At 57.7% G+C, this 24,912-nt stretch carries 25 protein-coding genes; 10 read left to right on the top strand and 15 right to left on the bottom strand.

The window, feature by feature from the left end:
* The first annotated feature begins 9 nt into the window (after positions 1 to 9).
* The gene (locus tag PQU98_RS11855) at positions 10 to 522 is read left to right on the top strand and encodes a copper chaperone PCu(A)C (RefSeq protein WP_272745151.1); all 513 of its coding nucleotides are present in this window, start codon (positions 10 to 12) and stop codon (positions 520 to 522) included.
* Here the strand turns inward: PQU98_RS11855 and PQU98_RS11850 are convergent.
* Together PQU98_RS11850 and PQU98_RS11845 are read right to left on the bottom strand one after the other, a co-directional pair.
* Complete coding sequence (locus PQU98_RS11850; RefSeq protein WP_272745150.1) at positions 519 to 1,256, bottom strand: dienelactone hydrolase family protein; 738 nt, start codon at positions 1,254 to 1,256, stop codon at positions 519 to 521. The genes PQU98_RS11855 and PQU98_RS11850 overlap by 4 nt on opposite strands.
* Entirely contained in the window at positions 1,253 to 2,020 is a 768-nt protein-coding gene (locus tag PQU98_RS11845; protein WP_272745149.1) for a dienelactone hydrolase family protein, read from the bottom strand. The genes PQU98_RS11850 and PQU98_RS11845 overlap by 4 nt, the downstream gene beginning before the upstream one ends.
* A gap of 112 nt (positions 2,021 to 2,132) precedes the next feature.
* Here PQU98_RS11845 and PQU98_RS11840 point away from each other — a divergent pair, with 112 nt between their 5' ends.
* Entirely contained in the window at positions 2,133 to 2,723 is a 591-nt protein-coding gene (locus PQU98_RS11840) for a nitroreductase family protein (protein ID WP_272745148.1), read from the top strand.
* Between the two features lie 56 nt (positions 2,724 to 2,779).
* Here PQU98_RS11840 and purH read toward each other — a convergent pair whose 3' ends face one another.
* The 5 genes from purH to htpX all read right to left on the bottom strand — a co-directional run bounded on the left by purH (position 2,780) and on the right by htpX (position 9,452).
* Positions 2,780 to 4,393 carry a bifunctional phosphoribosylaminoimidazolecarboxamide formyltransferase/IMP cyclohydrolase gene (purH, locus tag PQU98_RS11835; protein WP_272745147.1) on the bottom strand — a complete coding sequence of 538 codons (1,614 nt, stop codon included), beginning with the start codon at positions 4,391 to 4,393 and terminating at the stop codon, positions 2,780 to 2,782.
* Positions 4,394 to 4,627: 234 nt separating this feature from the next.
* The gene (locus tag PQU98_RS11830; protein WP_272745146.1) at positions 4,628 to 6,358 is read right to left on the bottom strand and encodes a heparinase II/III family protein; all 1,731 of its coding nucleotides are present in this window, start codon (positions 6,356 to 6,358) and stop codon (positions 4,628 to 4,630) included.
* Positions 6,359 to 6,365: 7 nt separating this feature from the next.
* Positions 6,366 to 7,025, bottom strand: a complete 660-nt coding sequence (gene rpe, locus PQU98_RS11825; protein ID WP_272745145.1) for a ribulose-phosphate 3-epimerase — start codon at positions 7,023 to 7,025, stop codon at positions 6,366 to 6,368.
* Between the two features lie 75 nt (positions 7,026 to 7,100).
* Entirely contained in the window at positions 7,101 to 8,462 is a 1,362-nt protein-coding gene (locus PQU98_RS11820) for an RsmB/NOP family class I SAM-dependent RNA methyltransferase (RefSeq protein WP_272745144.1), read from the bottom strand.
* Between the two features lie 90 nt (positions 8,463 to 8,552).
* Entirely contained in the window at positions 8,553 to 9,452 is a 900-nt protein-coding gene (gene htpX / locus PQU98_RS11815) for a zinc metalloprotease HtpX (RefSeq protein ID WP_272745143.1), read from the bottom strand.
* 82 nt (positions 9,453 to 9,534) lie between these two features.
* Here htpX and PQU98_RS11810 point away from each other — a divergent pair, with 82 nt between their 5' ends.
* The gene (locus PQU98_RS11810) at positions 9,535 to 9,762 is read left to right on the top strand and encodes a DUF1674 domain-containing protein (protein ID WP_272745142.1); all 228 of its coding nucleotides are present in this window, start codon (positions 9,535 to 9,537) and stop codon (positions 9,760 to 9,762) included.
* A gap of 129 nt (positions 9,763 to 9,891) precedes the next feature.
* Here the strand turns inward: PQU98_RS11810 and PQU98_RS11805 are convergent, their stop codons facing one another.
* The 5 genes from PQU98_RS11805 to PQU98_RS11785 form a co-directional block, all read right to left on the bottom strand.
* Entirely contained in the window at positions 9,892 to 10,461 is a 570-nt protein-coding gene (locus PQU98_RS11805) for a CC0125/CC1285 family lipoprotein (protein WP_272745141.1), read from the bottom strand.
* A gap of 79 nt (positions 10,462 to 10,540) precedes the next feature.
* Positions 10,541 to 11,212, bottom strand: a complete 672-nt coding sequence (locus PQU98_RS11800; RefSeq protein ID WP_272745140.1) for a LysE family translocator — start codon at positions 11,210 to 11,212, stop codon at positions 10,541 to 10,543.
* Between the two features lie 130 nt (positions 11,213 to 11,342).
* Entirely contained in the window at positions 11,343 to 12,578 is a 1,236-nt protein-coding gene (locus PQU98_RS11795; RefSeq protein ID WP_272745139.1) for an argininosuccinate synthase, read from the bottom strand.
* Between the two features lie 95 nt (positions 12,579 to 12,673).
* Positions 12,674 to 13,114, bottom strand: a complete 441-nt coding sequence (locus tag PQU98_RS11790; protein ID WP_272745138.1) for a hypothetical protein — start codon at positions 13,112 to 13,114, stop codon at positions 12,674 to 12,676.
* A 94-nt stretch (positions 13,115 to 13,208) separates the two neighbouring features.
* Positions 13,209 to 15,320: a potassium transporter Kup gene (locus tag PQU98_RS11785; protein WP_272745137.1), complete on the bottom strand. Its 2,112-nt coding sequence runs from the start codon at positions 15,318 to 15,320 to the stop codon at positions 13,209 to 13,211.
* 165 nt (positions 15,321 to 15,485) lie between these two features.
* Between PQU98_RS11785 and PQU98_RS11780 the strand changes: the two genes are divergently transcribed.
* Positions 15,486 to 15,905, top strand: coding sequence for an Rrf2 family transcriptional regulator (locus PQU98_RS11780; protein WP_272745136.1), 420 nt, complete (start codon positions 15,486 to 15,488; stop codon positions 15,903 to 15,905).
* Positions 15,906 to 15,912: 7 nt separating this feature from the next.
* Positions 15,913 to 16,710 (top strand): SDR family NAD(P)-dependent oxidoreductase, encoded by a 798-nt coding sequence (locus PQU98_RS11775; protein ID WP_272745135.1) that lies wholly within the window; start codon positions 15,913 to 15,915, stop codon positions 16,708 to 16,710.
* 88 nt (positions 16,711 to 16,798) lie between these two features.
* On the opposite strand, the gene PQU98_RS11770 is transcribed toward PQU98_RS11775, so the two are convergent.
* Positions 16,799 to 17,527: a MarC family protein gene (locus PQU98_RS11770; protein ID WP_272745497.1), complete on the bottom strand. Its 729-nt coding sequence runs from the start codon at positions 17,525 to 17,527 to the stop codon at positions 16,799 to 16,801.
* Positions 17,528 to 17,622: 95 nt separating this feature from the next.
* Between PQU98_RS11770 and pyrF the strand changes: the two genes are divergently transcribed.
* Positions 17,623 to 18,306, top strand: a complete 684-nt coding sequence (gene pyrF, locus PQU98_RS11765) for an orotidine-5'-phosphate decarboxylase (protein ID WP_272745496.1) — start codon at positions 17,623 to 17,625, stop codon at positions 18,304 to 18,306.
* A gap of 130 nt (positions 18,307 to 18,436) precedes the next feature.
* Here pyrF and PQU98_RS11760 read toward each other — a convergent pair whose 3' ends face one another.
* Positions 18,437 to 19,204 (bottom strand): DUF6065 family protein, encoded by a 768-nt coding sequence (locus PQU98_RS11760; protein WP_272745134.1) that lies wholly within the window; start codon positions 19,202 to 19,204, stop codon positions 18,437 to 18,439.
* Between the two features lie 78 nt (positions 19,205 to 19,282).
* Between PQU98_RS11760 and PQU98_RS11755 the strand changes: the two genes are divergently transcribed.
* The 3 genes from PQU98_RS11755 (at position 19,283) to PQU98_RS11745 (ending at position 20,974) form a co-directional block, all read left to right on the top strand.
* Positions 19,283 to 19,798: a prolyl-tRNA synthetase associated domain-containing protein gene (locus tag PQU98_RS11755; RefSeq protein ID WP_272745133.1), complete on the top strand. Its 516-nt coding sequence runs from the start codon at positions 19,283 to 19,285 to the stop codon at positions 19,796 to 19,798.
* A gap of 82 nt (positions 19,799 to 19,880) precedes the next feature.
* Positions 19,881 to 20,756, top strand: a complete 876-nt coding sequence (gene trxA, locus PQU98_RS11750) for a thioredoxin (RefSeq protein ID WP_272745132.1) — start codon at positions 19,881 to 19,883, stop codon at positions 20,754 to 20,756.
* Positions 20,757 to 20,764: 8 nt separating this feature from the next.
* A complete protein-coding gene (locus PQU98_RS11745) occupies positions 20,765 to 20,974 on the top strand; it encodes a Trm112 family protein (RefSeq protein WP_272745131.1) in 210 nt (69 codons plus the stop codon).
* Positions 20,975 to 21,008: 34 nt separating this feature from the next.
* Here the strand turns inward: PQU98_RS11745 and PQU98_RS11740 are convergent, their stop codons facing one another.
* The gene (locus tag PQU98_RS11740; RefSeq protein ID WP_272745130.1) at positions 21,009 to 22,256 is read right to left on the bottom strand and encodes a UbiH/UbiF/VisC/COQ6 family ubiquinone biosynthesis hydroxylase; all 1,248 of its coding nucleotides are present in this window, start codon (positions 22,254 to 22,256) and stop codon (positions 21,009 to 21,011) included.
* A 184-nt stretch (positions 22,257 to 22,440) separates the two neighbouring features.
* Here PQU98_RS11740 and PQU98_RS11735 point away from each other — a divergent pair, with 184 nt between their 5' ends.
* Entirely contained in the window at positions 22,441 to 24,906 is a 2,466-nt protein-coding gene (locus PQU98_RS11735; RefSeq protein WP_272745129.1) for a DNA translocase FtsK, read from the top strand.
* The last annotated feature ends 6 nt before the right edge of the window (positions 24,907 to 24,912 follow it).

Raw genomic sequence — 24,912 nt, 5'->3', positions numbered from 1 at the left:
GGGATGTAGATGAAGCGTTTCGTAATTCTGACGATGGCTACACTGGCTCTGACCGCCTGTGAAGGGCAAAAACCGTCTGAAACCCGCGCAACCACCGTCACCAAAAGTACCGATATCGACGGCGTTAAAACCCATGCTGCACTCAAATTATCCGCTTACGGCATGCGCACCCCGCTGGGCCAAAACCCAAACACCGGCGCCTATGTCACGGTAGAAAATACCGGCAAAACCGATGACCGGTTAGTCTCGGCGTCATGCACGTGCGCGGCGCGTACCGAACTGCACACCATGTCGATGGCCGATGGTCAGATGTCCATGTCCGCCGTCCCCGAGGGGTTTGAAATAAAGGCCGGTGAAAAACTGGTTCTGGCCCCCGGCGGCAATCATATCATGCTGTTTGACCTGACCACACGCCCTGCTGATGGGGCCACTCAGAAAGTCACCCTCGTGTTTGAAAAAGCCGGTGAGGTCACCATCGATATGCCAGTGTCAATGACACCTGCCGCTCCGGCCGCACACTAAATCTTTCTCAGGAAATCCACAAAGGCCGCGATGGTGTCTTTGGTCGCCTGCGGGTGATGGCGCATCGGCTGGTTCGGCGGCCAGTCGATGGCAAAGCCCGGCTCATCATAGGCATGGGTGGCGTCGAAATTTCTGATCTCCAGTGGCAAGCCCTGCGCCTTCAGGTCAGCAAACACCGACTGGGTAAAGTCTTTGGCCGTAATATGATCCTGATCCGAGATGACCAGCATCGTCTTTGGCCACCACCGCCAGCCATGTGTTGGCGTGCGCGATTTTGGCCCAATATAGGGATAGACCAGAAACAACCCCGCAACGCCGTGCAACAGATCGCTGTCTTCCGGCTCCAAGGTCATCAGATCCATGATCGTCCAACTCCCGTGGCTCCATCCAGCCAGCACGATCCGGTTCTGATCAACATCGCCGCGCTGTTTCACCCCCCACAGGGAGGCCCGCACATCGACGGTCCGTTCATGGCCATGAAATAAAATCAGTGTACTGATGAATATAAATGAGAACCAGCGCTTCCAGCCGCGGTGGCCGTAGGAATCGACCACAAACGCCCGCCAACCGGCATCCACCGCCGCTTTAGCATAGTCATGCAGATGCGCGCGCACCCCGCCAGAGCCATGAAACAGCAACACCGCCGGACGCGGTTTATCATCGTCCGAGCCATAGACCGTCATATGCGGCATCAGCTTTGCCCAATGCCCGCCGATATCAAACCTTTGCGTCACGCCTTTTCTTCCGCCAATTCAAACACCCGGTCGATAAATTCCATCATGGCCTGTAGCGACGCCTCCGTCGCCTTCTGATCATATTTCATGATCGAATTGCCGAAGCTTTCTTCCTCAAAGGCATGGGTCGCTTTGAGTGTCAGCGTTTCCAGCGGCACCCCGCCATCTTTCAGGCGTTTATAGATTTTTTGAGCAGCCTTCACCGCCGACAGATGATCCTTATCGGCAATAACCGCCAGGGTTTCAGGTTTATAATGCCAATTGCGGCTGACACTGCGCGCCGGAAACGACAGATAGCTATAGACCAGAAACAAGCCCGCCACAGATTTCAAAATCGCCGGATCAGGATCGCTAAGCCCCACCTCACCCTTGCGGGTCAGTTTATGGGTCATCAGGTCCATGATCGACCAACCACCGTGGCTCCAGCCAGCCAGCATGACCTTATCGGTGATAACATCCGTGCGACGGGATACACCCCACAATGACGCCAGCACATCGCCCGCCCGCTCATCACCCTGAAAAACCGCACCCGAACAGACCATGCTGGTCGCAAACAATCTCCCCCACCCCCGCGGGGCAAAAGAATCGACCACAAACGCCCGCACACCGGCCAGCACCGCCGTTTCGGCATAGAGATGAATATGGGGCCGCAATCCGCCGCAACCATGAAACAGGATGATCGCCGGACGGGGCAGATCATCCTTGGGGCCAAAAACCTCTATATGCGGCTCCAGCTTATGGTAGCGTGCGCTTACGGTATCCAATACGTCCCCCACAGATGAATGACCCAAACCGTTACTTTATCAGTTGCGATTTGGCCCGTATCCAGACCATACTGCCGGTAACAACGCCTCTGTCAATCTTATGAGCCTTCCAATGACCACACCCAGAACCTCTGAACACCCGATTCTGCCCATGTTTATCGAGCGCTGGTCGCCGCGCGCGTTTTCGGACAAGGCCGTGACTGACTCTGATATTCTGACCCTGCTGGAAGCCGCGCGCTGGGCCCCGTCGGCGTCAAACCTGCAACCGTGGCGGTTTATCTACGGCATCAAAGGCACGGCTGAATTTGATCAGATGGTTGAGCTGTTGGTGCCGTTCAATCAGGGCTGGGCGAAATCTGCCGCCGCTTTGGTCTTCACCGCTGCCGTGACCACGTTTGATGGTGAACGCCCGGTCGCCACCCACGCCTTCGATGCCGGTGCGGCGTGGATGTCGCTGGCGTTTCAAGCCCACAGCATGGGCCTGATCACCCACGGTATGGGCGGGGTTGAGTTTGATAAGGCGACCACGGCCCTGAACCTGCCCGATAATCTGAAGCTGATCATGGGCGTGGCGGTCGGCTATCAGGGCGATCCGTCAACCCTGCCCGAAGGCTTGCAGGCGCGTGAAGCGCCGTCCGGTCGTCAACCGCTGGAGGCTATGACCTTTAAGGGCAAATTCTCCGGTGAAATCAAAGCTCCGTAAAACGAAAAAGGGCGGGAATTAATCCCGCCCTTCTTTCTAATCAAGCCACCGCCCGACTAGTGTCTAAAGACGCGAATGCCGGTAAAGGCCATTGTCAGGCCCGCCTCATCAGCCGCGGCGATAACATCGGCGTCCTTGATCGACCCACCCGGCTGAATAACAGCCGTAGCCCCTGCGGCGGCCGCCTCAAGCAGACCGTCCGGGAACGGGAAGAAGGCTTCCGACGCACAGGCCGAACCCTTGGCCAGCGAATCCGTAAGCCCCAACCCTTCGGCGGCTTCCTTGGCGCGCAAGCTGGCGATGCGGGTGGAATCGCGGCGGTTCATCTGACCCGCACCAATCCCCGCCGTGCGGCCATCCTTGGCAAAGACTACGGCATTTGACTTGACGTGCTTGGCCACGGTGAAGGCAAACAGCATGTCCTGAATTTCGGTCGGTGTCGGCTGGCGCTTAGTGACAATCTTCAGATCAGCCGGCGTAATGCGGGCCGTATCACGTGACTGGATCAACAGGCCACCGGCGACCGAGCGGAAGACATTGCCACCGGCCAAAGGATCCGGTAGCGAGCCCGTCACCAGCAGGCGCAGGTTCTTTTTGGCGGCAAACACTTCGATCACATCGTCATCGACTTCGGGAGCCACGACGACTTCGGTAAAGACCTCAACGATTTTTTCGGCGGTCTTGCGATCCAGGCGACGGTTGAGGGCCACAATCCCGCCAAAGGCCGAGACCGGATCGCACTCCAGCGCGCGCTGATAGGCGCTGATCAGGTCATCACCCACCGCCACGCCGCACGGATTGGCGTGCTTGACGATGACGCAGGCAGCGTGTGCCGTCGGATCAAATTCCGACACCAGTTCGATCGCCGCATCAGTATCGGCAACATTGTTGTAGCTCAGTTCCTTGCCCTGAAGCTGCTTCGCCGTCGCCACACCCGGACGGTTCTCACCGGTCTTATAAAACGCGGCTGTCTGATGCGGGTTTTCGCCGTAACGCATGGTTTGCAGGCGCGACGCCCCGATGGTCAGGCGCTCAGGGGCCACATCGTTTAGTTGCGCGGCAAACCAGGTCGACACCGCACTATCGTAAGCGGCGGTGCGGGCAAAGGCCTTGGCCGCCAGAGATTTGCGAAGCGCCAAGGTCGTGCCGCCGCTCTCGGCAACCGCCGCCAGCACCTGATCGACACCGGCCTTATCGACGCACACCGCGACATAGCCGTGGTTCTTGGCCGATGAGCGGATCATGGCCGGGCCACCGATGTCGATGTTTTCAATCGCCGCCTCAAACGCGCCACCTGCGGCAATGGTCGCTTCAAACGGATAGAGATCGATCCAGACAATATCGATCGGGGCAATATCATGATCAGCCAAGGCCTTAGCGTGTTCCGGCGCATCACGATAGGCCAGCAAGCCGCCGTGAACTTTCGGGTGCAGGGTCTTGACGCGGCCATCCATCATTTCCGGAAACTGCGTAAGCTCCGCCACATCCTTGACCGGCACACCGGCGGCAGCGATCGCAGCGCGCGTCCCGCCAGTCGAGATGATCTCAACGCCCGCCGCGTGCAGGGCCTGCGCGGCGTCAACCAGTCCGGTTTTATCCGACAGGGAAATCAGGGCGCGGACGGGTTTGGCGAAATCGGGGGCAGGGGGAAAATCAGGCGCGGCAGGCATGGGGCATCCATATGTGGGGGAGGAATTGCGCGCGGTTTACAATACAAACACGAGGATGACAAATAAGAACTCCCCCTGATGTAGGGGGAGCCTGACTTTTAAGCCAGAGCTTAAAGGTCAGGAGGGGGTTAAACCCCGGCCCGCAATTACCCCCTCTGACTAAACGCCAGCGTTTAAGTCAGCTCCCCCTCCCAAGTTCTTGGCAAGAGGGGGGGTCTAAAGGGTTGCAACGCTTTAATCGGCAGGGGCCAGTTTCCAGCGGATTCTCGTCGGCCCGTCGAGGCGACAGACCCCACGTAGAGCCACTGTCGAGGTTTTGCGCAACTGGCCTTTTTCAAACAGGTTGCCGTGCTCAATCGTGACCTCTTTGGCATCATGGCGCAGCGTCCAGCCGCGACCACTCAGACCCCGCAACAGGACACTCTTGCGATCACGCGACAAAGATACCTGCACATCCGGGTGCAGCAGGAAGCGGATCGTGAACGGGGCGGCCATCGGTAGGTCAGGCTTGGCCTCCACCGGCACCAGGCGGTCTTCGCCACGCAGTTCGTCCTTATGCGGATCAACAAACAGCCGCCGCTCATGTTTCAGGCCATATTTTGGCCGCCAGCCTTCGTGCTCCATCTCAAGCAGGGCACCAGATTCATCGGATTCTACCCGGCGGCTGCGCACACGGTAACGTAACCCCTCCAGCGTAAAGCCCAGCAATTCCGCAAACTTGCCACTAACCGGATTGAGAATGGCACTTTCGCCGATCGTGACGGTATTGGCCGCACCCGCGACCCGAAATTCCTGCCGCTCAGACTGCGGCGGGGACCAGCCCGGCCCGATAATCAGCTTATCAAATCCGCCCGACACTTCAAAGGTCAGTGGATGATCGCAGGCCCCGTAACCCAGCAGCCCCGATTTAGGCTCCCCGGCATCGGCAAACACCAGCAAGGATCGCCCATTCAGCCGGTGATAACGGCCATGCTCAAGGAATGTGGCGACCCGCGCCTGTGCATTGGGGCGGTTATCTTCATGCACCAGAGCCGGTGTCACCTGCTCGGCGGGTAAGGATTCCGAGCCCTGAAACGCGCACAGCGATCCGTCCGGGTGGGTCAGGGTGCGCACGGCCCGCGTCAGTTTTTCGATATAATCGGCAAGGTACTCCGGCAGGGGCAGACCCCGTTGCGACAGGGCATCCTCAAGCAGCAGCAGATCATAGAGCAGGTTCAGACCCTGCTCCGGATTGCGCGACGCATGGCACCCATCCGGCAGGACGGTGCGCTTCAGCGCCTTCGGTAGTAATCTCAAGCCGGTCTTGCGCAGATTATCACCGGCCTTGCCGCCCAGCACGCAGCCGACCAGTACCAGCGCCACCGCCTTTTGCGCAAACCATGACAGATTGCGCGGCAGCCGCAGCAGATGGCGCGCCTGCTGCACTAGAGACTGGGCCATAACGCCCGCCTCTTCCTCACTGGCAAACGAGGCAATTTTACGCGCAAACACGCTGACATTAATCAGGCGACGCGCCAGAATTTCCTGTCCCCACACAAACGGCGTCCAGGTGCGAAAAGTCTTATGCCACAGCATATAGAGCCTTAGCCCCTCTTTCGCCCCGGCATCGCCCTGCGTCATCAGGTGCATCAGCCATGAAAAGCGGTGCAGCTCCAGCGCAAAACCACGGTTGGGGCTGGGCCGATTCCACGGATCGCCGGACCCCTGCACGCTCATGCGCGCCCCGGCAAAGGCATAACGCCCGGATAGAATAGCCTTCCCAATCTGAGCGGACGCAGGTCTCACCTCATGGGGCGCAGCCTGAAACCCGTCCACAGCCGCCCCGCCCAAGGTAAAGCGATAGCCGGGCATACCAAACACTTCGGCCCCGATCTGCTTTAAGGCAAAAGCCTTGACCACAGCCAGCCACGGCACGCGGGCACCGGATTGCTGGCTTACAGGGCTGGACGACTCGTAGGTGAGCATAGGCGGCTTAAAGGCCTTTCAGGGTCTTGATATTAGAGGCATACATCGACGGGCCGCCCTTAAACACCGCCGTGCCCGCGACCATAGCGGTGGCGCCAGCGGCGATACATTTATGGTAATTCTTATCGTTGACGCCGCCATCGACCTGCAGGATCGCCGGATGGCCGACGCGATCAAGCTTGGCGCGGATCGCCTCAATCTTGCGCAGTTGATCATCGATAAAACTCTGGCCGCCAAAGCCCGGATTGACACTCATGACGAGGATAAGATCAAGGTCATCCATGATCCATTCCAAACCTTCAATTGGCGTGGCCGGATTAAGCACGACCCCGGCCTTGGCCCCCAGGGTTCGGATCTGGCGCAGGGTGCGGTGCAGGTGCGCGCCGGATTCCGGGTGGACGCTCATGATATCGGCACCCGCCGCGCGAAACGCCTCAAGGTACGGATCGACGGGCGCGATCATCAGGTGCACATCGAACGGCAGATGCGAGTGGGGGCGCAGCGCCTTAACCACATCCGGCCCGATGGTGATGTTAGGCACGAAATGGCCGTCCATGACATCGATATGCACCCAGTCCGCGCCCGCTTCGGTAATAGCGCGCACTTCTTCACCGAGTTTGGAAAAATCGGAGGCAAGGATCGATGGGCAAATGAGGGGTGTGGTCATGACGGGCTCAGGTGGTATCAGGTTAAAGACAGTGGGCGGCAGATGGTAAATGAAAGACTAATAGCAAGGATATCATCACACTCTTTTCAGATGCGCGACAAAGAATCCGTCCTGCCCACCCTTGCGATGGTGGGGCAGCAGCCGCAGCCAGCCCTCAGCCGTCACATCGCGGGCATCTAACCCCAGTTCAGCGTTCGCGAAAGCCGGATCAACGGCGGCGGTAGTAAAGTCTTTGTGACGGCGCAGGAAGGCCAGAATTTGGGTCTCGCCCTCTTCGCGCTCCAGCGAGCAGGTCGAAAAGACCAGACTGCCGCCCGGTTTTACGCGCGTGGCCACCGCATCCAGCATCCGGTGCTGGACATCGGCCAGTTTTGAGACTTCTGAGGGCTTAGCCGCCCACAAAACGTCCGGTTGACGGCGGAATGTACCCGTCGCCGAACAGGGCGCATCCAGCAGCACCACATCGAACTGCCGATCATCGTCAAAGCTTTCGGCGTCCACGCAGTGGGTTTCAGCGCTGAAATTCAGGCGGGTCAGATTTTCCTCAACGCGCTTCAGACGGTTTTTGGAGCGATCCAGCGCCACAACCTCGGCACCCTTGGCCAGCAGTTGCAGAGTCTTGCCGCCCGGTGCCGCGCAGATGTCGATAGCCGTTTTGCCGGTCAGGTCACCCAATATGGCCACAGGAATGGCCGCCGCCGCGTCCTGCACCCACCACACGCCGTCCTCATAACCCGACCAGGTGCGCACATCGCCGCGCAGGTTTGAGCGCAGGGTCAGCCCGCCGATGGCTTCGCCTTCCAGCGCCTCCGTGTGGGCCTTCATTGCGTCCACATCGCGGAACGTCAGGTCGGTCGCCGGCTCTTCGGTCAGGACGTTTGCAATCCCTCCGGCGGATTCTTCGCCGTAAGTCGCCTTCCAGCGTTGCCACAGCCAGTCGGGTACCAGCCGCTGCGGGTTAACATCTTTCAGGCCGCCTTCACGGATCAGGCCGCGCAGGATCGCGTTGATCAGGCCCTTGAACGGGCGGGTATTGTTATTGCGCTCGGCCAGTTTGACGGTCGTCGACACAGCCGCAAAATCCGGCACCTGCATGAAGAAAATCTGCGCCATGCCGATACGCAGCAAAGCCTTCGGCGCATCGGGCGGCATTTTCTGGGTTTTCTTGGCGATGATAAAATCAAGCTGACCCAAACGGCGCAATACCAGTAGCGCCAGCGCACGGGCAAAGGCGCGCTCAGACTCGCTCAAGGCCATAAATTCTGCTGACGATCCGGCCTCATCAAACCCGTTGCGTTTGGTTTGTGCGGCCGCGATCAGGTCAAGGGCGGCAATCCGCGCCCGCAAACCGATATCATTGTCCAGCGTTTCGGCATCATCCGGAATGCGGGGATTGGGTTTGCCACCCGATTTCGAGGCAGAACGCGGTTTTGACATTTAAGATCCTTGGAATACCTGATTAGTCGCGCATAGTAAGAGCCGTCCTTTACAGGAAAGGACGGCTCTACATCAACCTTTAGGCGGCAATTAAACCGTAGGCACGCTGGTATAGGCCTGCGGCTTACGGCTGGCCCCCATGCGACCGGCCAGCTCAAACAGCGCCTTGACCCGGTTATCGGTATTGGGGTGGGTCGAAAACAGATTGTCCATACGCTGCCCCGACAGCGGATTTATGATGAACATGTGCGCCGACGCCGGATTGTGCTCAGCCTGATGATTGACGATGCCGCGGGCATAGGCTTCGATCTTTTTCAGAGCCCGCGCCAGGCTTTCCGGGTCGCCGCAGATTTCAGCACCGACGCGATCGGCTTCGTATTCACGCGAACGCGAAATGGCCATCTGCACGATCATGGCCGCAATTGGCGCCAGAATGGACATCAACAGTACGACCACGATATTGGGCCGGTCTTCGTCATCACCCCCGCCGAAGAACATGGCAAAATTAGCAATCGACGAAATGGCCCCAGCCAGGGTCGCCGTGACCGTCATGATCAGGGTATCGCGGTTTTTAACGTGAGCCAGTTCGTGCGCCATCACCCCACGGATTTCATCACGATCCAGAATTTGGAGCAGACCGGTCGTGGCCGCTACCGCCGCATTTTCAGGATTACGGCCCGTCGCAAAGGCATTGGGCTGATCGTTCTGGATAATGTAAACCTTGGGCATCGGCAGGTTGGCCCGCTTAGCCAATTCGACAATATCGTCGTAATAGTTACGCACCAGCGATGACGACGCGTTCGGCCCGACCTCTTCGGCGCGGTAGGCCTTAAGCACCATCTTGTCCGAGTTCCAGTAGGCGAAAATGTTGAGCGCCAGCGCCAGACCGAGCGCAATCAACATCCCCGTAGGCCCCGCCAAGGTCAGGCCGATCACGCCGAACACGGCGGTCATCCCTGCCAAAAGCATAAAGGTCTTTAACGGGTTCATCGGGTGGTATCTCCTTGTGAGAATTAGGGTTCAGGTTTAGATATTGCGATGCGTCCCCACGATTTCAAGAGGATCACGCCCTATGGCCAGCGATAAACCCGTTACCGCTTCCGAAACATCGGAACCCATTCCCGTCAAGGTTTTAACGCCGCAAGCCCAGCGCGCGCTGGCCGAGGCCGCCGAGCGCCGCGCACAATCTGACGCCGCCGAACAAGTCCGCCTCAAAGCGATCGAAGACGGCGGTCCCGCAGGCTTAGAACCCACCCGCTACGGTGACTGGGAGCGCAAGGGTATAGTTACGGATTTTTGAGCAGGGTCAGTTTTTGGCACTACCGCTACGCTGCTTGAGCGCGGCCCTGCACCCTAAACTTAGAGCGAACCCGTCATTAGTTTTGAGTATCGGGGTGCAGGGGACAAGTCCCCTGCGAATCCCTTACATTTATTTCGCCACTGGCCGCACAATACGCGGTTCAAGGTTTTGCTTCACCTCACGCGCGTCAAAGGCCATAGCATCATTTGCAGGTTTAGGGCCCTTACCAAAAATGACTTCGGCATTGGCCTCATATCGACGGAATTCCTGGGTGTCGACATCGTCAAAGGCGCTATACCCAAAACCCCACCGGCTCCAGCGGTTGCGCTGATAGTAACGCCACGACAGAGACCCATAGAACGGGCTGTAAAACGGATCGCGGGTAACGGTCGTGCGATAGGTCTTGTTCTCTTCGGTATTGCGGTGGGCAAGCGTAAACCAGTCATAACCGTTTTCAATGGTCAGTTCGGCGGCACGATACAGCATATAGTCCTCAACCGTTTCACGCGGGGTCGAGGTATTGCCGGAGAAACTCAGGCGGTAACGGTTGCTCTCGATCTTTTGTTCCTGATAGCCGCGCGCAAAGCTGGCTGACGATTTCGGATCGGCCGGCTGGTAGGGCGTCGGCGTCGCACAGGCCGCCAGAGATAATGCCGCGATGCCAACAAAGGCGATTAAGGTTTTACGCATCGGTTTCATGATCCAGACTCCCCCGCTGTTTTGCGGATACACTATTGCCCCCAACAGCTTATACGTCAATGTGGCTTTAATAGGTCACTTATAAAGGCTGCATCATCAGTAGTTCGTGGGCGGCATGGTAAAAGATCATGACAGCAATCCCCATCAGCAGCACACCGACCAGCAGATCGAACTTCTGTTTGTTGTGCGGATCATTGAGCACTTTTGCCAAGCCAACGGCGCCTAATCCATAGGCGGTCATGGAAATCATATCCATACCAATGGTGGTGGCGGCAAAAACGCTCATCTGGGCGGGCATAGGCCGGTTGATATCGACAAACGGCGGCAGGACTGCGCTGAAAAACAGAGTGACTTTCGGATTGAGTATCTGCACCCCGAAACCACGCTTAAACGTGGCCCACAGACTATCGGTCGCCACCTCCGTGGGTAGGGCCACCGCTTCACCGGCAAGGTTCAGCCCGCCTTTGAAAGCATTAAACCCGATCCAGCCGAGATAGAGCGCACCCAACACCGCAATAAGCTGAAACACCAGCGGTACGGCCAGTATCAAGAGGTGCAGCCCAAAAGCGGCGGCGATAAACCAGATCAGGGTGGCGACGTTTAGTCCTGCCACCGCTGAAAAGACATGGGACGGCTTGCCTGAACGACCGGTCGCTATGGCAAACAGATTGGCAGGGCCGGGTGCAATCGCCATGACGAACATGGCGACCAAAAAGGCAGAAAACTTGGACGGATCGACGGGCAGGGTCATGCAGGTGCTACGTTATGGGGCGCGGGGTCTGAGACCCCGCAGTTACTATTCAATAGAAAAGCCCGACCTTATGGCCGGGCTTTTCTATTGAAGGATAAAGGCTGGGGCCACAAGCCCCAGACCCCGGAACTTATCCCCGCTGATCGCGCTTGGCCGCCACCCGCAGGCGCAGCGCATTGAGCTTGATAAAGCCCGCCGCATCGCGGTGATCATAGGCAACCTTACCTTCTTCAAACGTGACCAGATCCTGATCGTACAACGAATATGGGCTTTCACGGCCGGTGATGGTGACATTGCCCTTGTAGAGCTTGACCGTCACGCGACCGGTGACCTTGGCCTGAGAGTAGTCAATCGCGGCTTGCAGCATTTCGCGCTCCGGCGAGAACCAAAAGCCGTTATAGATGATGCTGGCATATTTCGGCATCAGCTCGTCTTTCAGGTGCATGGCGCCGCGATCGAGCGTGATGGATTCGATACCGCGGTGCGCCGCCAGCAGGATCGTGCCGCCGGGGGTTTCATATACACCGCGCGACTTCATGCCCACAAAGCGGTTTTCCACCAGATCGAGACGACCGACGCCATTGTCATGGCCCAGTTGATTAAGCTTGGTCAGCAAAGCCGCTGGCGACAGGGCCACGCCATCAATGGCGACCGCATCACCGCGCTCAAAGTCGATGGTGAAGACGGTCGGGGTGTCAGGGGCGGCTTCCGGCGAAATGGTACGCTGATAGACAAACTCAGGCGCTTCAACCGCCGGATCTTCCAGAACCTTGCCCTCACTTGAGGAGTGCAGCAGATTGGCATCGACCGAGAACGGCGCATCGCCGCGCTTATCCTTGGCGATCGGAATCTGGTGAGCTTCGGCAAAGGCCAGCAGGGATTCACGCGAGGCAAACTCCCACTCCCGCCACGGCGCGATCACATTGATATCGGGCTCAAGGCCGTAATAACCCAGCTCGAACCGGACCTGATCATTGCCCTTGCCGGTCGCGCCATGACAAACGGCATCGGCGCCAACTTTGCGGGCGATTTCGATCTGCTTCTTGGCGATCAGCGGACGGGCGATCGAGGTGCCGAGCAGGTACTGGCCTTCATAGACCGTATTGGCGCGGAACATCGGGAAGACATAATCGCGCACAAACTCTTCACGCAGGTCTTCGATATAGATGTTTTCCGGCTTGATGCCGAGCAGTTCAGCCTTTTTGCGCGCCGGCTCCAGCTCCTCGCCCTGCCCCAGATCGGCAGTGAAGGTCACGACCTCCGCGCCGTATTCGGTTTGCAGCCACTTCAGGATGATCGAGGTGTCCAGGCCGCCGGAATAGGCAAGGACGACTTTTTTCACAGAGGGTTTAGGGGCCGAGGTCATGGGGCAAAACCGCCTTAAACAAGAGGGGACAAACTATGTCCGCGCGTTTAAGGCCAGAGGGGGCGTGATGCAAGGATTAATGCGGGCGCATCCGCTTAAAGATCATCATCACTGACGCAATAATCCATGCCGGTCACATCGACAATCACGCTTAGTGCATTTTGCGTAACCCGGATCTTTCCTGAATAAAGCTCTTGCCCGTACTTATTCTTGCCGGTGGTGCGCATCATAGGCTCAAGCCGGGTTTTTATTCTTATATCCTCATAGATATACCAACCCGCAGCGGTCTTGGTTTCTGTTCGGTGTAATTTTATCACCTTACCATTGAGGCGCAGTGTCGCTTTGCTGGTGAACTCGACAAGGACAGGTTTGAAGCCCTCTTTGCCCGCTTTGTCTGATGCGCGAGATAAACCCACAAAACAGTCACATTCACAACTGTCCTCAGTCGTGATCGGGCTTAAATTCAATGAGGCGCTTTGCGTCTCAAAAGCCACGCCGATCAGTGCCAGCACTAAACCCATACGTTTGAAAATCATCGCAGCCCCCGCCCAAGTTCTGGATAGCAGCCTACCAAATGATACTGTGAAGTACATAAAAAAGCGCCCCTGACACAAATCAGAGGCGCTTTCATTAAACCGTTACTTGTGTGCCCAGCTCCACCACCCGTCCCGGCGGAATATGGAAATATTCGGTCGGGTTGGCGGCGTTCTTCATCAGGAAGATATAGAGCTTGTCCTGCCACAGCGGCATGCCGGAATTGGCCGACGGCACCACCGAGCGCCGCCCCAGGAAGAACGAGGTCGACATGATATCGAACTTCAGCCCCTGTTTGCGGCACAGCCCAAGCGCTTTGGGCAGGTTGGGGCTTTCCATAAAGCCGTAGGAAATCACCACTTTTTTGAAATCGGCATTGATAATTTCAATCGTCACCCGGTCTTCGGGAGCCACGCGCGGGGTGTTGGCGGTCTTAACGGTCAGGATGACGTTTTTTTCATGCAAAACCTTATTGTGCTTGAGGTTGTGCATAAGCGCCACCGGCGCCACATCAGGATCTGAGGTTAAAAATATGGCTGTTCCGGACGCGCGATGCGGTGGGCGGGCTTGCATCATGTCGACCAGATCGTTCAGGCCCACACTGTCGCGGCGGGTCTTTTCGGTCAGGATCTGCGTGCCGCGCATCCAGGTCGCCATCAGGATGAACAGCGCCGTCGCAATCAGGATCGGTAGCCAGCCGCCGGTGAAAAAGCGCAGCATATTGGCCGTGAGAAACACCAGATCAAGAATCATGAACGGGATGAGGAAGGCCAGAACCTGCGCCCAACGCCACTTCCACAACTGGCGCATGACGATCCCGGCCATAGCCGTAGTCACCACCATCGTGCCGGTTACCGCCAGACCATAGGCATGGGCGAGCGCCGAGGAGGTCTGGAAGCTCAGCATGACCACCAACACCCCGATCAGCAGCATAGAATTGATCTGCGGCACGTAAATCTGACCGGATTGGGTCTCCGAAGTGCGCAGGACATCCAGACGCGGCAGAAGGCCAAGCTGGATCGCCTGTTGCGTCAGGGAAAACGCGCCGGTGATTACGGCCTGAGAGGCAATAAAGGTCGCGGCACCGGCCAGCAGTACCAGCGGCAGACGCAAGGCCAGAGGCGCCATTTCAAAGAACCAGTTCAACTCCTGAAACGGCGCGCCGCTTTCAATCGACAAGTCGAGCATGGTCAGGGCCAGAGCGCCTTGCCCCAGATAATTAACCGCCAGACACGGCAGTACAAAGAATAGCCACGCCGCCTGAATGGGCCAGCGCCCGAAATGGCCCATATCGGCGGTCAGGGCCTCGGCCCCCGTCACGGTCAGGAATACAGCCCCCAGAACGATAAAACCGGCGACCCCGTGCTCGGCCAGAAACTTGGCGGCATAGTGCGGGCTGATCGCCATCAGGATATCGGGGTGAGTCATTAGCTGGCTTATACCGAGCGCCGCCATAACCGCAAACCACAACACACAGATCGGGCCAAAGAAGCGACCAACCTTTTCTGTGCCGTGGCTCTGGATAAAAAACAGCCCCAGCAGCATGACAATGGCGATTATCATCACCATCTGGGTGCTGATGGCGTTTTCAAGGCCCGGAATGGTGCGTAGGCCCTCGACCGCCGACAACACCGAAATGGCCGGCGTAATGACGGCATCGCCATAAAACAGCGCCGCCCCTATGACCCCCAGCACAAACACCAGCGTCGTGCGCTTACCGATCGCCTGCATGGCCAGCGCCATCAGCGACAACACCCCGCCTTCGCCCTTGTTGTCGGCGCGCATGATGAAAAAGACGTACTTGACGGTCACGACAAGGATCAGCGCCCACAGGGCCAGTGACACCACGCCTAAAATCTCAGAGCGCGTCACGCCATCGTGAGCTGCGGCATGAAGCGCTTCTTTGAAGGCATAAAGCGGCGACGTGCCGATATCGCCAAACACAACACCTACCGAGCCGATCGCCAGCGCCAGAAATCCGGCGGATTTAGCCCCGTGCCCGCTATTACCATGACCACCATTGTGGCCAGGCGGTACGGATTCGTCCGCACGGGCGCCATCACCGCAATCTGTTTTTGCAGCCGCCTCTTTATTCGAGGCCGCAGCATCCTTAGATATAGTGGTGTGAGGAGCGGTTTCGCCCGAAGTGGCTCCGGGTGTTGGCGACGCGGAGGAGGTTGCGTCGTCTTTTGGGGTATCCCCGATCATATGGTGTACTCTCCTGAGGGCGGAAACTACGTTACGCACACACGCACTACGTAAATACCCTCGTTTGAACGGCGGGCCTATTACGCCCTTTTTAAGACTCTTTCAATCGTTCTCCCTGCTTTTCACTAGGAACCGTCTTAAAATTATCGTAACAATGTTTTGATCATGTCTGATAGTCAAAGATTTCCCGTAGCCGCACATACGCTGGCTTATCTGGCTCACAAAGGCGCCTATTCACGCGAACAGGCGGTGTCATCGTCTGTGCTGGCGGCCTCCATACCGACTAATCCGGTCGTCATCCGCCGCATGACCACTCAGCTTTCCAAGGCCGGGCTTGTGGCGACCTGCTCAGGAGTCTCCGGTGGGGCATGGCTATTGAAAAAAGCTGACGCCATTCATCTGGATGAAGTGCTGTCCGCCGTTCACGGCTGCGCGCATCTGGGCAGCGCTCCTCCCGGCGCAAAGGGCTGCCCCGTAGGCCAAGCCATCCCCAAGGCGGTCAATGAAGCCATGAAGGTTGCCAACAGCGCAGCGTCCGGGGCTTTGTCTAAAATCACCGTGGCCGATCTGATTAATAGTATCTGAGGTTCCCGTGTCGCGACGTCTTGCATTAATCACAGGCGCTTCCGCCGGTATCGGTCTGGCCTTTGCGCGGGTCTATGCGTCCCACGGCTGGGATGTCGTGGTGACCGGCAGGCGGGCTGAGCGGCTGGAAAAACTGGTCGACGAAATAAAGCTGCGCTTTGGCGTCGAAGCCTTTGCCGTACCCGGCGACCTGTCCGACCCCGCCACCCCTGAAAAACTGCTGGGGGCCATAACCGCTCTGGGCCGTCAGGTAGATGGTCTGGTCAACAATGCCGGTTACAGCGTCCCCGAAGGCTTTGTCGGCAATGTGTGGGACAGTCACCGTAACTTCCTTCAGGTCTTATTACACGCGCCGACCGAGCTGGCCCACCGCGTCCTGCCCGGCATGATCGAGCGCAAATTTGGCCGGATCATCAATGTCGCGTCGCTTGCGGCCTATCTGCCCGGATCGCCGGGTGATACCCTGTACGGCCCGGTCAAATCCTATCTGCTGAAATTTTCGCAAGGGCTTCATCTGGAAACCCGCGACCACGGCGTCCACGTCTCGGCACTTTGTCCCGGCTGGACCTATTCCGAGTTCCATGACGTCAACGGCACGCGCTCAAAGCTGTCGCAGTCGTTCCCGGAATGGGTGTGGATGGGCGCCGACGAAGTGGCCCGTGAAGGCTACCTCGCCGCTGAGGCCAATCGCGCGGCGTGTGTCCCCGGTGCACCCAATAAGGTCGCGGCGGCCGTGCTTAAGGTTCTGCCCGACGACTGGACGCTGGAGTTTGCGTCTGATCGCCTGCGTAAAATTAATCGGTAAAGCAGAATGATTTCTCAAAAATCATTCTGCTCAAGCCGCCATTGAGGCGGCGGCCAAGGTGGCCTAGCCACCGCCCGGCGAGGGGAAATTACGCCCCATGCGCTGTTTCATAAGGATGGGCGGCGGACGGCGTAATGATGTCCTGCGTGATGACGCTTAAGGACGAGATGATGATCTGAATGGCCAGCGCACACAGGATCAGGCCCAGCACGCGGATCACCACCACCATACCGACCCGGCCCAATAGTTTTGAAATCGTGCCCGTAAACACGAAGGTCACAAATATCGCCACAGCGGTCGAGACAATCGCCCCCAGACCCACCAGCATACCGGCCCAGCCGTGCTTTTGTGCTTCTCCGGCCTGAATGATGACGGTCGAAATCGCCCCCGGCCCGATCAGCAGGGGTATTGCAAACGGCACGACCAGCTTTTCAAAGCTGACATTGGCTGAGGCGCGGCCGGTCAGGATTTTGACCTGCTTGTCTGCGTCCGGCTTTTCATTGACGTGCTCGACCTCTTCGAACATGGCCAAAAAGTCGCCGCGCGTCATATCAAGACCCAATAGAAACAGCAAAATCCCGCCGGCAATGCGGAACGCATCCATTGAAATGCCGAAAAATTGCAGCAGTTTCAGCCCTGTAAAGAAAAAGAAACTCAAAAACAGGGCTGCAAATATCGCGATATAAAACGTCAGCCACTTGCGCGTCGATCTTGAGTGCGAACGCGTCGCCGCGGCGAAAATAGGCACATTGCCGATCGGATCCAGCAGGGCGAACAGGGTGATAAAAAAGTTGACGTAGAACTCGACCAGGTTCATGGGTGACCCGAATTTGAGGCGGCGAAGCAGAGATTGCATGACCCTATCAAATCCTACCGTTCGGTTACAGCAGAAACTTTGAGGATTGCACCATGATCAAGGCTGACCCCCGATTGATTGTCGCCCTTGATGAACCGACCCTTGATGGTGCCCGCGATCTGGCGAAGCGGCTGGGTGATCAGGTCAGCTTTTTCAAAATCGGCTTGACCCTGATGGCGCAGGGCGGCCTGAAACTGGCTTACGAACTGCGCGATCAGGGTAAGATGGTCTTTCAGGACTGGAAGTTGCACGATATCGGCGCGCAGGTCGAAGGGGCCGCGCGGGCGGCATCCCTGGGGGCCTGTGATTTCCTGACCGTCCATGCCGAGCCGCAAGTCATGCGCGCCGCCGTTAAGGGGCGCGGGTCATCGAACACCAAACTTTTGGGCGTCACCGTCATGACCACCCTGACCGACGCCGACCTCATTGAAATGGGGTATACGGACAAAGCTATGGATCTGGTGCTGAAACGCGTCGATCAGGCACTGGATTGCGGCATGGACGGGGTCGTTGCCTCACCGTTGGAGGCCAAAATTATTCGCGAACGGGTGCCTGCAGACTTTCTGATTGTGACCCCCGGTGTGCGCCCGGTCTGGGCCGCCGCCAATGACCAGCAACGCATCGCTACCCCTGAACAGGCGCTGGGCGACGGCGCGTCTCACCTTGTCGTTGGTCGTCCGATCACCGCGGCGGCTGATCCGGTTGAAGCGGCACAGAAGATTTTGGCTGAGATCACTTAATCTCCTCCCCACGTGTGGGGAGGTGGCACGGCGTGAAACGACGTGACGGAGGGGTATCCTCAGCTTACCCATACCCCTCCGCCTCGTAAACTCGGCACCTCCCCATAAAATGGGGAGGAGGAGAGCCTGCCTATCTTTTCTTACCTAAATTAGGCCGCGGCGCTTCAATCGCTGATTTCAGTCTACGCCGCACCATATGCTCTGCCGGGGCATCGGCGTCTTCGACCGGAATTTCGCCCTTAAAGTAAAAGCGCTGCCAGGCCTGTTTCATGGTTTCCGGATCGCGTTCTTCCAGCTTGGCATTGAACTCGGTGCGCTTTTCGGTCCAGACCTGATATTGCTTGAGAAGCTCCGGATCGGCATCGAGGTATTTCAGAACCGGCTGCACCGTATCCATTTTCTGATGCTCAACCAGATTGATAAAACAAAACGGCTCACCCTTGTTGAAGTAAACCCGCCCCGGTCGCGTCATGATCCAGTTCATCGTAAACGGAAACGGCAGCCAGTCGGTTTCGATCAGGCCTTCCAGAGCCTGCACCCCGTCCTTAACGTGGTTGGGCGCGCCCGAACACCACACGGCCCAGCCTGGCGGCGTGCGAAACAGATAGCCCGTGTGCATGGTCAAAATACCGTGCGTAAAGTGCGACTGCACAAAATGGCCAAGGCTGTCGGTGGGATCAAGCGGTGTCAGTTTCAGGTCTTCGTTGCGCGGGCCGCCGTTCCATTCGGCCATAAAATCGACCGGACACAGGATTTCCCAACCGGTCGTATTGGCCATGGTCAAAGGCAGGCAACGGTAAGGAAAGCGCGACTGAAACGCATCCATCCATGCCCGGTCAGGCCGGCCCGGTACGATTTCCGGCGCCGGGTCCTGCATCCTGAAGCATTCCAATTCCATTGCACAATTCCCTTAATCGCCACACTCATGTAATGACCTTTTCAAACCATTAGATTTTGCGAAAATCAACCTGAGAAAATGCCACATACCAAAGACAGCTTACTGAAAACCCTTGATGATCTGGGGCTCGACACCGAAACCCTAGAGCACGAGGCCGTCTTTAAGGTCGGTGAAGGCGATGATATCAAGGCCGGATTGCGCGGTGCCCACACCAAAAACCTGTTCCTTAAGGACGACAAGGGAAAGCTGTGGCTGATCAGTGCCGAGCAATCGACAACCATCAACCTCAAGGCCCTGCCCAAATATATCGGCTCAGGGCGGTTATCGTTCGGGTCAGAAGATCGGCTCTATGACGCGCTAGGCGTCAGGCCGGGATCGGTGACTGCTTTAGGACTCATCAATGATCCTGACCACCGTGTGCAATTTATTCTGGATAAACATCTGGCCGACGCTGAATTCGTCAATTTCCATCCGCTGGTCAATACCGCGACCACCACCTTATCTCAGCCCGATTTTCGGACATTCATCACCCATCTGAAGCGCGATCTTACGGTATTTGATTTTGATCAGGTCGAAGCGCGTCCGATCAGCTAAGGTTGTGACTTAAACCCTTGCGCCGGTTGCGGCCGCACCCCATCTTGATGTAAACAAACTTTCCAATTCACAGGTAATCTCAATGGCCGACAGCGACCTTATTATCGACGGCTCCGACGCCAACTTTCTGGCCGACGTCATCGAAGAATCCAAAATCCGCCCGGTCATCGTCGATTTCTGGGCGACCTGGTGCGGGCCCTGCCGGCAGTTGACGCCTGCGCTCGAAAAGGTCGTCAGGGACGCCAAGGGCGCGGTTAAACTGGTCAAGATCGACGTCGATAAGAACCCGATGATTGCCGGTCAGTTGCGCGTGCAGTCCATCCCCACCGTATATGCCTTCGTCGACGGCAAACCGATGGACGGCTTTTTGGGCGCGAAATCTGAGTCCGAACTGCGCACCTTTATCGAACGGCTCGGTGTCGGTAGTGCCGGTGATGGCCCAACCATTGATGATGCCCTCGAACTGGCCGCCCAATCCGCCGCTCAGGGCGATGTCACCAGCGCTATGGAAGCGTTTAGTTTTGTGCTGGAGCAAGACCCGCAAAACCTGAAAGCTATTGCCGGCGTAGCGCGCATCTACCTCAAGGTCGGTGAGCCCGATCAGGCCAAGGGTTTTCTGGATATGGCCCCGGCCGACACCAAGGACAGTGACATCTTGAGCCTGCGCGCCGCCCTTGAATTGGCCGAAGATGCGCCCGCTGATCTGTCGCCGTTCTATGATGCCATCCACGCCGATCCGGTCAATCATCAGGCCCGCTTTGATCTGGCCAAGGGCCTCGCGGCCCACGGCGATATGGAAAAAGCGGTCGATGAACTGCTGACCATCATCAAGGCCTCACCTGACTGGAATGACAGCGCCGCCCGTGACTATCTGGTGAAAATTTTCTTTGCCATCGGTCAGATGTCGGAGCTGGCCAAGTCCGGCCGCCGCCGTTTGTCCTCCATTCTGTTTAGCTGAGTACCTGCATGACCGAGACAACCGAAAAGCCCAATATCGAAATCGACCCGCGCCTGCTGGAGGTTCTGGTCTGTCCGGTCACACGCCGCCCGCTGACCTATGATCGCACAGCGCAAGAACTGATCAGCCCGACCACCGGTCTGGCCTTCCCGATCCGTTCCGGCGTGCCGATCATGCTGGTCGATCAGGCCCGCAAGTTCGAGCCGCAGAAGAGCTGATATTTCCTTCTCCCGCATGCGGGGAGAGGGGAAATTACAGCTCTTGGCCTTGCAACAACCGCGGCAAATCGCCCGTGGCCCCGCCCGCATCTTCCATAAAGAAGCGCCGAAATACCCCGATCTGGTTGACCACACCCATGCCGAGCCCACGCAAAGGCCGCAGAATCGGGTTATTGTTGGAAAACAGGTGTACAAAGCCATCGGTGGCCAGTGAGGTCGTCACATTATCGAACCGGCGCCATCTGGCATAGCGTTCCAGCACCAGTTCCGAGCCGATATCCTCGCCCAGACGCGCCGCTTCAATCACCACCTCGGCCAGAGCCGCCACATCTTTCAGGCCCAGATTTAACCCCTGGCCCGCGATCGGGTGAATGCCGTGGGCGGAATCCCCCAATAGCGCCAACCGGCCTTTGTGCATATCTTCGGCCAGACTTAAGCCCAGCGGATAGATGAATTTCGGGCCGACCAATTCGATCTCGCCCAGAAACTCTCCGAACCGTTCCTGAAAATGGGCGAAAAACAACTCATCGCGCACACCCATCAGGGCCTTGGCCTTATCGTGGCTTTCCGACCAGACGATGCAGGCGCGATTATCGGTCAGCGGCAGGATCGCAAACGGGCCGGACGTGAGAAAATATTCATAGGCGACATGGTTATGCGGATGCTGCATCTTGACCGTCACCACCACGGCACTTTGGCCATAGTCCCAGGCGATATTACGGATACCGGCCCATTCTCTTAAGCGCGATTGCCGCCCTTCGGCCCCGACCAGCAGAGGCGCACTTAAAACGTCGCCGGTGTTCAGCGTCACCGAAATCCGCGAAGGATTTTCTTCAATGGTTTCAATGGCCGCAGGGGCAATGACCTCAATCCCCGCCGCCATAATACCCTCATAAAGAGCCGTACGGATATGGCGGTTTTCAACCATATAGCCGAGCGGTTCATCGCCGGAACGGTCCGAGATTTCCTGCGCCCGGAAATGCAGATAAAATGGTAAAGGGGCCTTAGTCGCCGCCCCCGGCAAATGGCCATCCGTGACCATGATCTCATCCATCCGGCACGATAGGGGTGCGAGTTTTTCCCCGACGCCCAGCACATTCCATTGCCGGAAGCAGCTATAGGCAATGGCCGAGGCGCGACCGTCATAGCCCGCGTCCAACTGATCGGTCACCGGCTGACGCTCGATCAGCACGGGCTTCAGGCCATTCTGTGCCAGAGCCAGCGCCAGAGTCATGCCCGCCATGCCGGCACCGGAAATGATTACGTCACAGTTTTTTTCCATAGTCGCTCTTACCACTTTCGGCCGGTGAAAACAGGCAAAATGAGTTGCCAAAATGATAAGCTTTTTTTGACTTCGTAAACAGCTCTTAACCATATCCGTGGCAAATTAGCGCATTCCGAAAAGTGTGAAGCGGTTTTCGGACTCAAATGCGCGCAAAAAAATAATTTCGAGTTCACTAAAACCTATGGCCAGCCTGACCGCGACGATTTTCACTCATTTGGAAACCCATGCCCGCCTGATCTGGCGCTCTGTACCTGTGGCGCGTCTGCGGGGAGCCCTTGTCATGTTAATGGGTCTGGCCTGTCTGTTTGCGTTCGCAAGTTTCGACGCGGGCGATCCCAGCCTGAATACCGCCTCGTCCCAGACCCCGCACAATATCCTGGGCGGCTTTGGCGCGACCATAGCCGATGTCGGCCTGCAATCCCTTGGCGTCGCCGCATGGCCAATGGCGTTGTTCATGACCTATTTCGGTTTTCTGCGCATGATGGAGATTGACCCGGACGCCACCCGCAACTTCCTGCGCCGCCATAGTTTCTGGTCATTCCTGTTTGGTCTGGCGCTGGCGGCGACGCTGGCCCCCATCCATACCGGCAATCCCGATCCGGTTCTGGCCCAAAGCTGGGGCGGGTTCTGGGGCGAAGGTATTCACGGCCTGCTGGCCAGCCTGTTTGCCTTTATGAAACTACCCTATGGCGACATTATTGCGGCTATTATCTTCGCGGCATTAGGTCTGTGGTGTTTCAACAATGCCCTGCGCCTGAACGGCGATACCTATATGAAGATCGGCTCTAAAATCGCCTTCGGTATTCAGAATTTTGCCGCCACGATCGGCGTCAAGGCCTATGAGCCCGATGCCGATATCGATGAACCGGTACGCAAAAAATCCAAGGCAAAGACCCCCAAGACCTTCATCGATGACGAACCGCCCTTTGATGTGACGCCGCAAACCGAGCCGATGGTCGCCACCCGCGATGCGGCACCCTACGATGCTGACGACGCGGATATACCGCCTTATGACGACTATGTCGCCCCCGCACCGCTGCCATCGGCATCTAATGAGCCCAAGCTTGCCATCAAAATGCCCAAGGCCCCAAAGCCGGTGGTTGATGAACGCCAGTCCAGCTTTGAGTTCCTTAAACCCGGCAACTTCCGCCTGCCGGAACTGTCGATCCTGTCCAAGCCCAAACCCCGCGCCACCAGCTTTGACGAAGATGCCCTGCGCCAGAACGCCCGTATGCTGGAAAGCGTCCTGGCTGAATTTGGGGTCAAAGGCGTGATCGATCAGATCCGCCCCGGCCCTGTGGTTACCCTGTATGAGCTGGCCCCCGCCGCCGGTGTCAAGGGCGCGCGCGTCGTGGCTCTGGCCGACGATATCGCCCGCAATATGTCGGCCCGCTCTTGCCGCGTGTCGATCGTGCAGGGCCGTAATGCCATTGGGATTGAGCTGCCCAACGCTGTGCGTGAAACCGTGTACCTGCGCGATATGCTGGCTTCAGCCGAGTTTGAAAAAGCCGGTCACATCCTGCCGATGGTCTTGGGGGAAAATATCGGCGGTGAGCCCTATGTCACTGATCTGGCCAAAATGCCCCACCTTCTGATCGCGGGCACCACCGGTTCGGGTAAGTCGGTCGGCGTCAACGCCATGATCCTGTCGATTCTGTACCGCCTCGATCCTGAGCAGTGCAAGTTCATCATGATCGATCCCAAGATGCTCGAATTGTCGGTCTATGATGGCATCCCGCACCTGATCGCCCCCGTAGTGACCGACCCGAAAAAGGCGGTGGTCGCGCTCAAATGGACGGTCAAGGAAATGGAAGACCGCTACCGCCGCATGTCCAAGATCGGTGTGCGTAACGTAGCCTCCTTCAATGAGCGCGCCAAGGCGACCGCCGCCGAGGGCAAAAACTTTATCCGCAAAGTTCAGACCGGCTTTGATGAAACCGGCCAGCCGATCTTTGAGACCGAGGAAATGGTGCCCGAACCCATGCCCTATATCGTCGTCATTATCGACGAAGTGGCCGACCTGATGATGGTGGCGGGTAAGGACATCGAAGGTGCGGTTCAGCGTCTGGCCCAGATGGCCCGCGCCGCCGGTATTCACCTGATTATGGCGACCCAAAGACCCTCGGTTGACGTTATCACCGGCACCATTAAGGCCAACTTCCCGACCCGGATTTCGTTCCAGGTCACCTCGAAAATCGACTCCCGCACTATTCTGGGGGAACAGGGCGCTGAACAACTGCTGGGTCAGGGCGACATGCTCTATATGGCCGGCGGTGGTCGCATCACCCGTCTGCACGGCCCGTTCGTCGGCGATAACGAAGTCGAAGCGGTGGCGCAGTATCTGCGCTCGCAAGGGTCACCACAATATCTTGAGGACATTACCGCCGGTGGCGATGATGACGGCGATGGCTCTGGTGATGGCGGCATGGGTGAAGGCGGCGGCTCCGGTGACGACCTGTATGACAAGGCCGTCTATTATGTCACCTTCGACCGCAAGGCCTCGACCTCCTACATCCAAAGAAAGCTGCAAATCGGTTATAACCGCGCCGCCTCCCTGATGGAAAAGATGGAGATGGAAGGCGTGGTCGGCCCCGCTAACCATGTCGGCAAACGCGATATCCTGGTCGGCCCGCCCCCCGGCCACTAGGGGCAA

Source organism: Asticcacaulis machinosus (genome assembly GCF_028550435.1).
Classification (GTDB): domain Bacteria; phylum Pseudomonadota; class Alphaproteobacteria; order Caulobacterales; family Caulobacteraceae; genus Asticcacaulis; species Asticcacaulis machinosus.
The sequence above is the reverse complement of the archived record's forward strand: the minus strand, read 5'-3'. Positions and strand labels throughout refer to the sequence as shown.

Excerpts from the sequence above, each read along its gene's own strand:
- trxA (WP_272745132.1), top strand. The coding sequence starts at position 19,881 with ATGGCCGACAGCGACCTTATTATCGACGGCTCCGACGCCAACTTTCTG.
- PQU98_RS11805 (WP_272745141.1), bottom strand. The coding sequence starts at position 10,461 with ATGAAACCGATGCGTAAAACCTTAATCGCCTTTGTTGGCATCGCGGCA.
- PQU98_RS11740 (WP_272745130.1), bottom strand. The coding sequence starts at position 22,256 with ATGGAAAAAAACTGTGACGTAATCATTTCCGGTGCCGGCATGGCGGGC.
- PQU98_RS11830 (WP_272745146.1), bottom strand. The coding sequence starts at position 6,358 with ATGCTCACCTACGAGTCGTCCAGCCCTGTAAGCCAGCAATCCGGTGCC.
- rpe (WP_272745145.1), bottom strand. The coding sequence starts at position 7,025 with ATGACCACACCCCTCATTTGCCCATCGATCCTTGCCTCCGATTTTTCC.
- purH (WP_272745147.1), bottom strand. The coding sequence starts at position 4,393 with ATGCCTGCCGCGCCTGATTTTCCCCCTGCCCCCGATTTCGCCAAACCC.
- PQU98_RS11820 (WP_272745144.1), bottom strand. The coding sequence starts at position 8,462 with ATGTCAAAACCGCGTTCTGCCTCGAAATCGGGTGGCAAACCCAATCCC.
- PQU98_RS11790 (WP_272745138.1), bottom strand. The coding sequence starts at position 13,114 with ATGATTTTCAAACGTATGGGTTTAGTGCTGGCACTGATCGGCGTGGCT.
- PQU98_RS11770 (WP_272745497.1), bottom strand. The coding sequence starts at position 17,527 with ATGAACCTGGTCGAGTTCTACGTCAACTTTTTTATCACCCTGTTCGCC.
- PQU98_RS11780 (WP_272745136.1), top strand. The coding sequence starts at position 15,486 with ATGTCTGATAGTCAAAGATTTCCCGTAGCCGCACATACGCTGGCTTAT.
- PQU98_RS11800 (WP_272745140.1), bottom strand. The coding sequence starts at position 11,212 with ATGACCCTGCCCGTCGATCCGTCCAAGTTTTCTGCCTTTTTGGTCGCC.
- PQU98_RS11795 (WP_272745139.1), bottom strand. The coding sequence starts at position 12,578 with ATGACCTCGGCCCCTAAACCCTCTGTGAAAAAAGTCGTCCTTGCCTAT.
- PQU98_RS11755 (WP_272745133.1), top strand. The coding sequence starts at position 19,283 with ATGCCACATACCAAAGACAGCTTACTGAAAACCCTTGATGATCTGGGG.
- htpX (WP_272745143.1), bottom strand. The coding sequence starts at position 9,452 with ATGAACCCGTTAAAGACCTTTATGCTTTTGGCAGGGATGACCGCCGTG.
- PQU98_RS11785 (WP_272745137.1), bottom strand. The coding sequence starts at position 15,320 with ATGATCGGGGATACCCCAAAAGACGACGCAACCTCCTCCGCGTCGCCA.
- PQU98_RS11840 (WP_272745148.1), top strand. The coding sequence starts at position 2,133 with ATGACCACACCCAGAACCTCTGAACACCCGATTCTGCCCATGTTTATC.
- PQU98_RS11810 (WP_272745142.1), top strand. The coding sequence starts at position 9,535 with ATGGCCAGCGATAAACCCGTTACCGCTTCCGAAACATCGGAACCCATT.
- PQU98_RS11760 (WP_272745134.1), bottom strand. The coding sequence starts at position 19,204 with ATGGAATTGGAATGCTTCAGGATGCAGGACCCGGCGCCGGAAATCGTA.
- PQU98_RS11855 (WP_272745151.1), top strand. The coding sequence starts at position 10 with ATGAAGCGTTTCGTAATTCTGACGATGGCTACACTGGCTCTGACCGCC.
- PQU98_RS11745 (WP_272745131.1), top strand. The coding sequence starts at position 20,765 with ATGACCGAGACAACCGAAAAGCCCAATATCGAAATCGACCCGCGCCTG.
- PQU98_RS11735 (WP_272745129.1), top strand. The coding sequence starts at position 22,441 with ATGGCCAGCCTGACCGCGACGATTTTCACTCATTTGGAAACCCATGCC.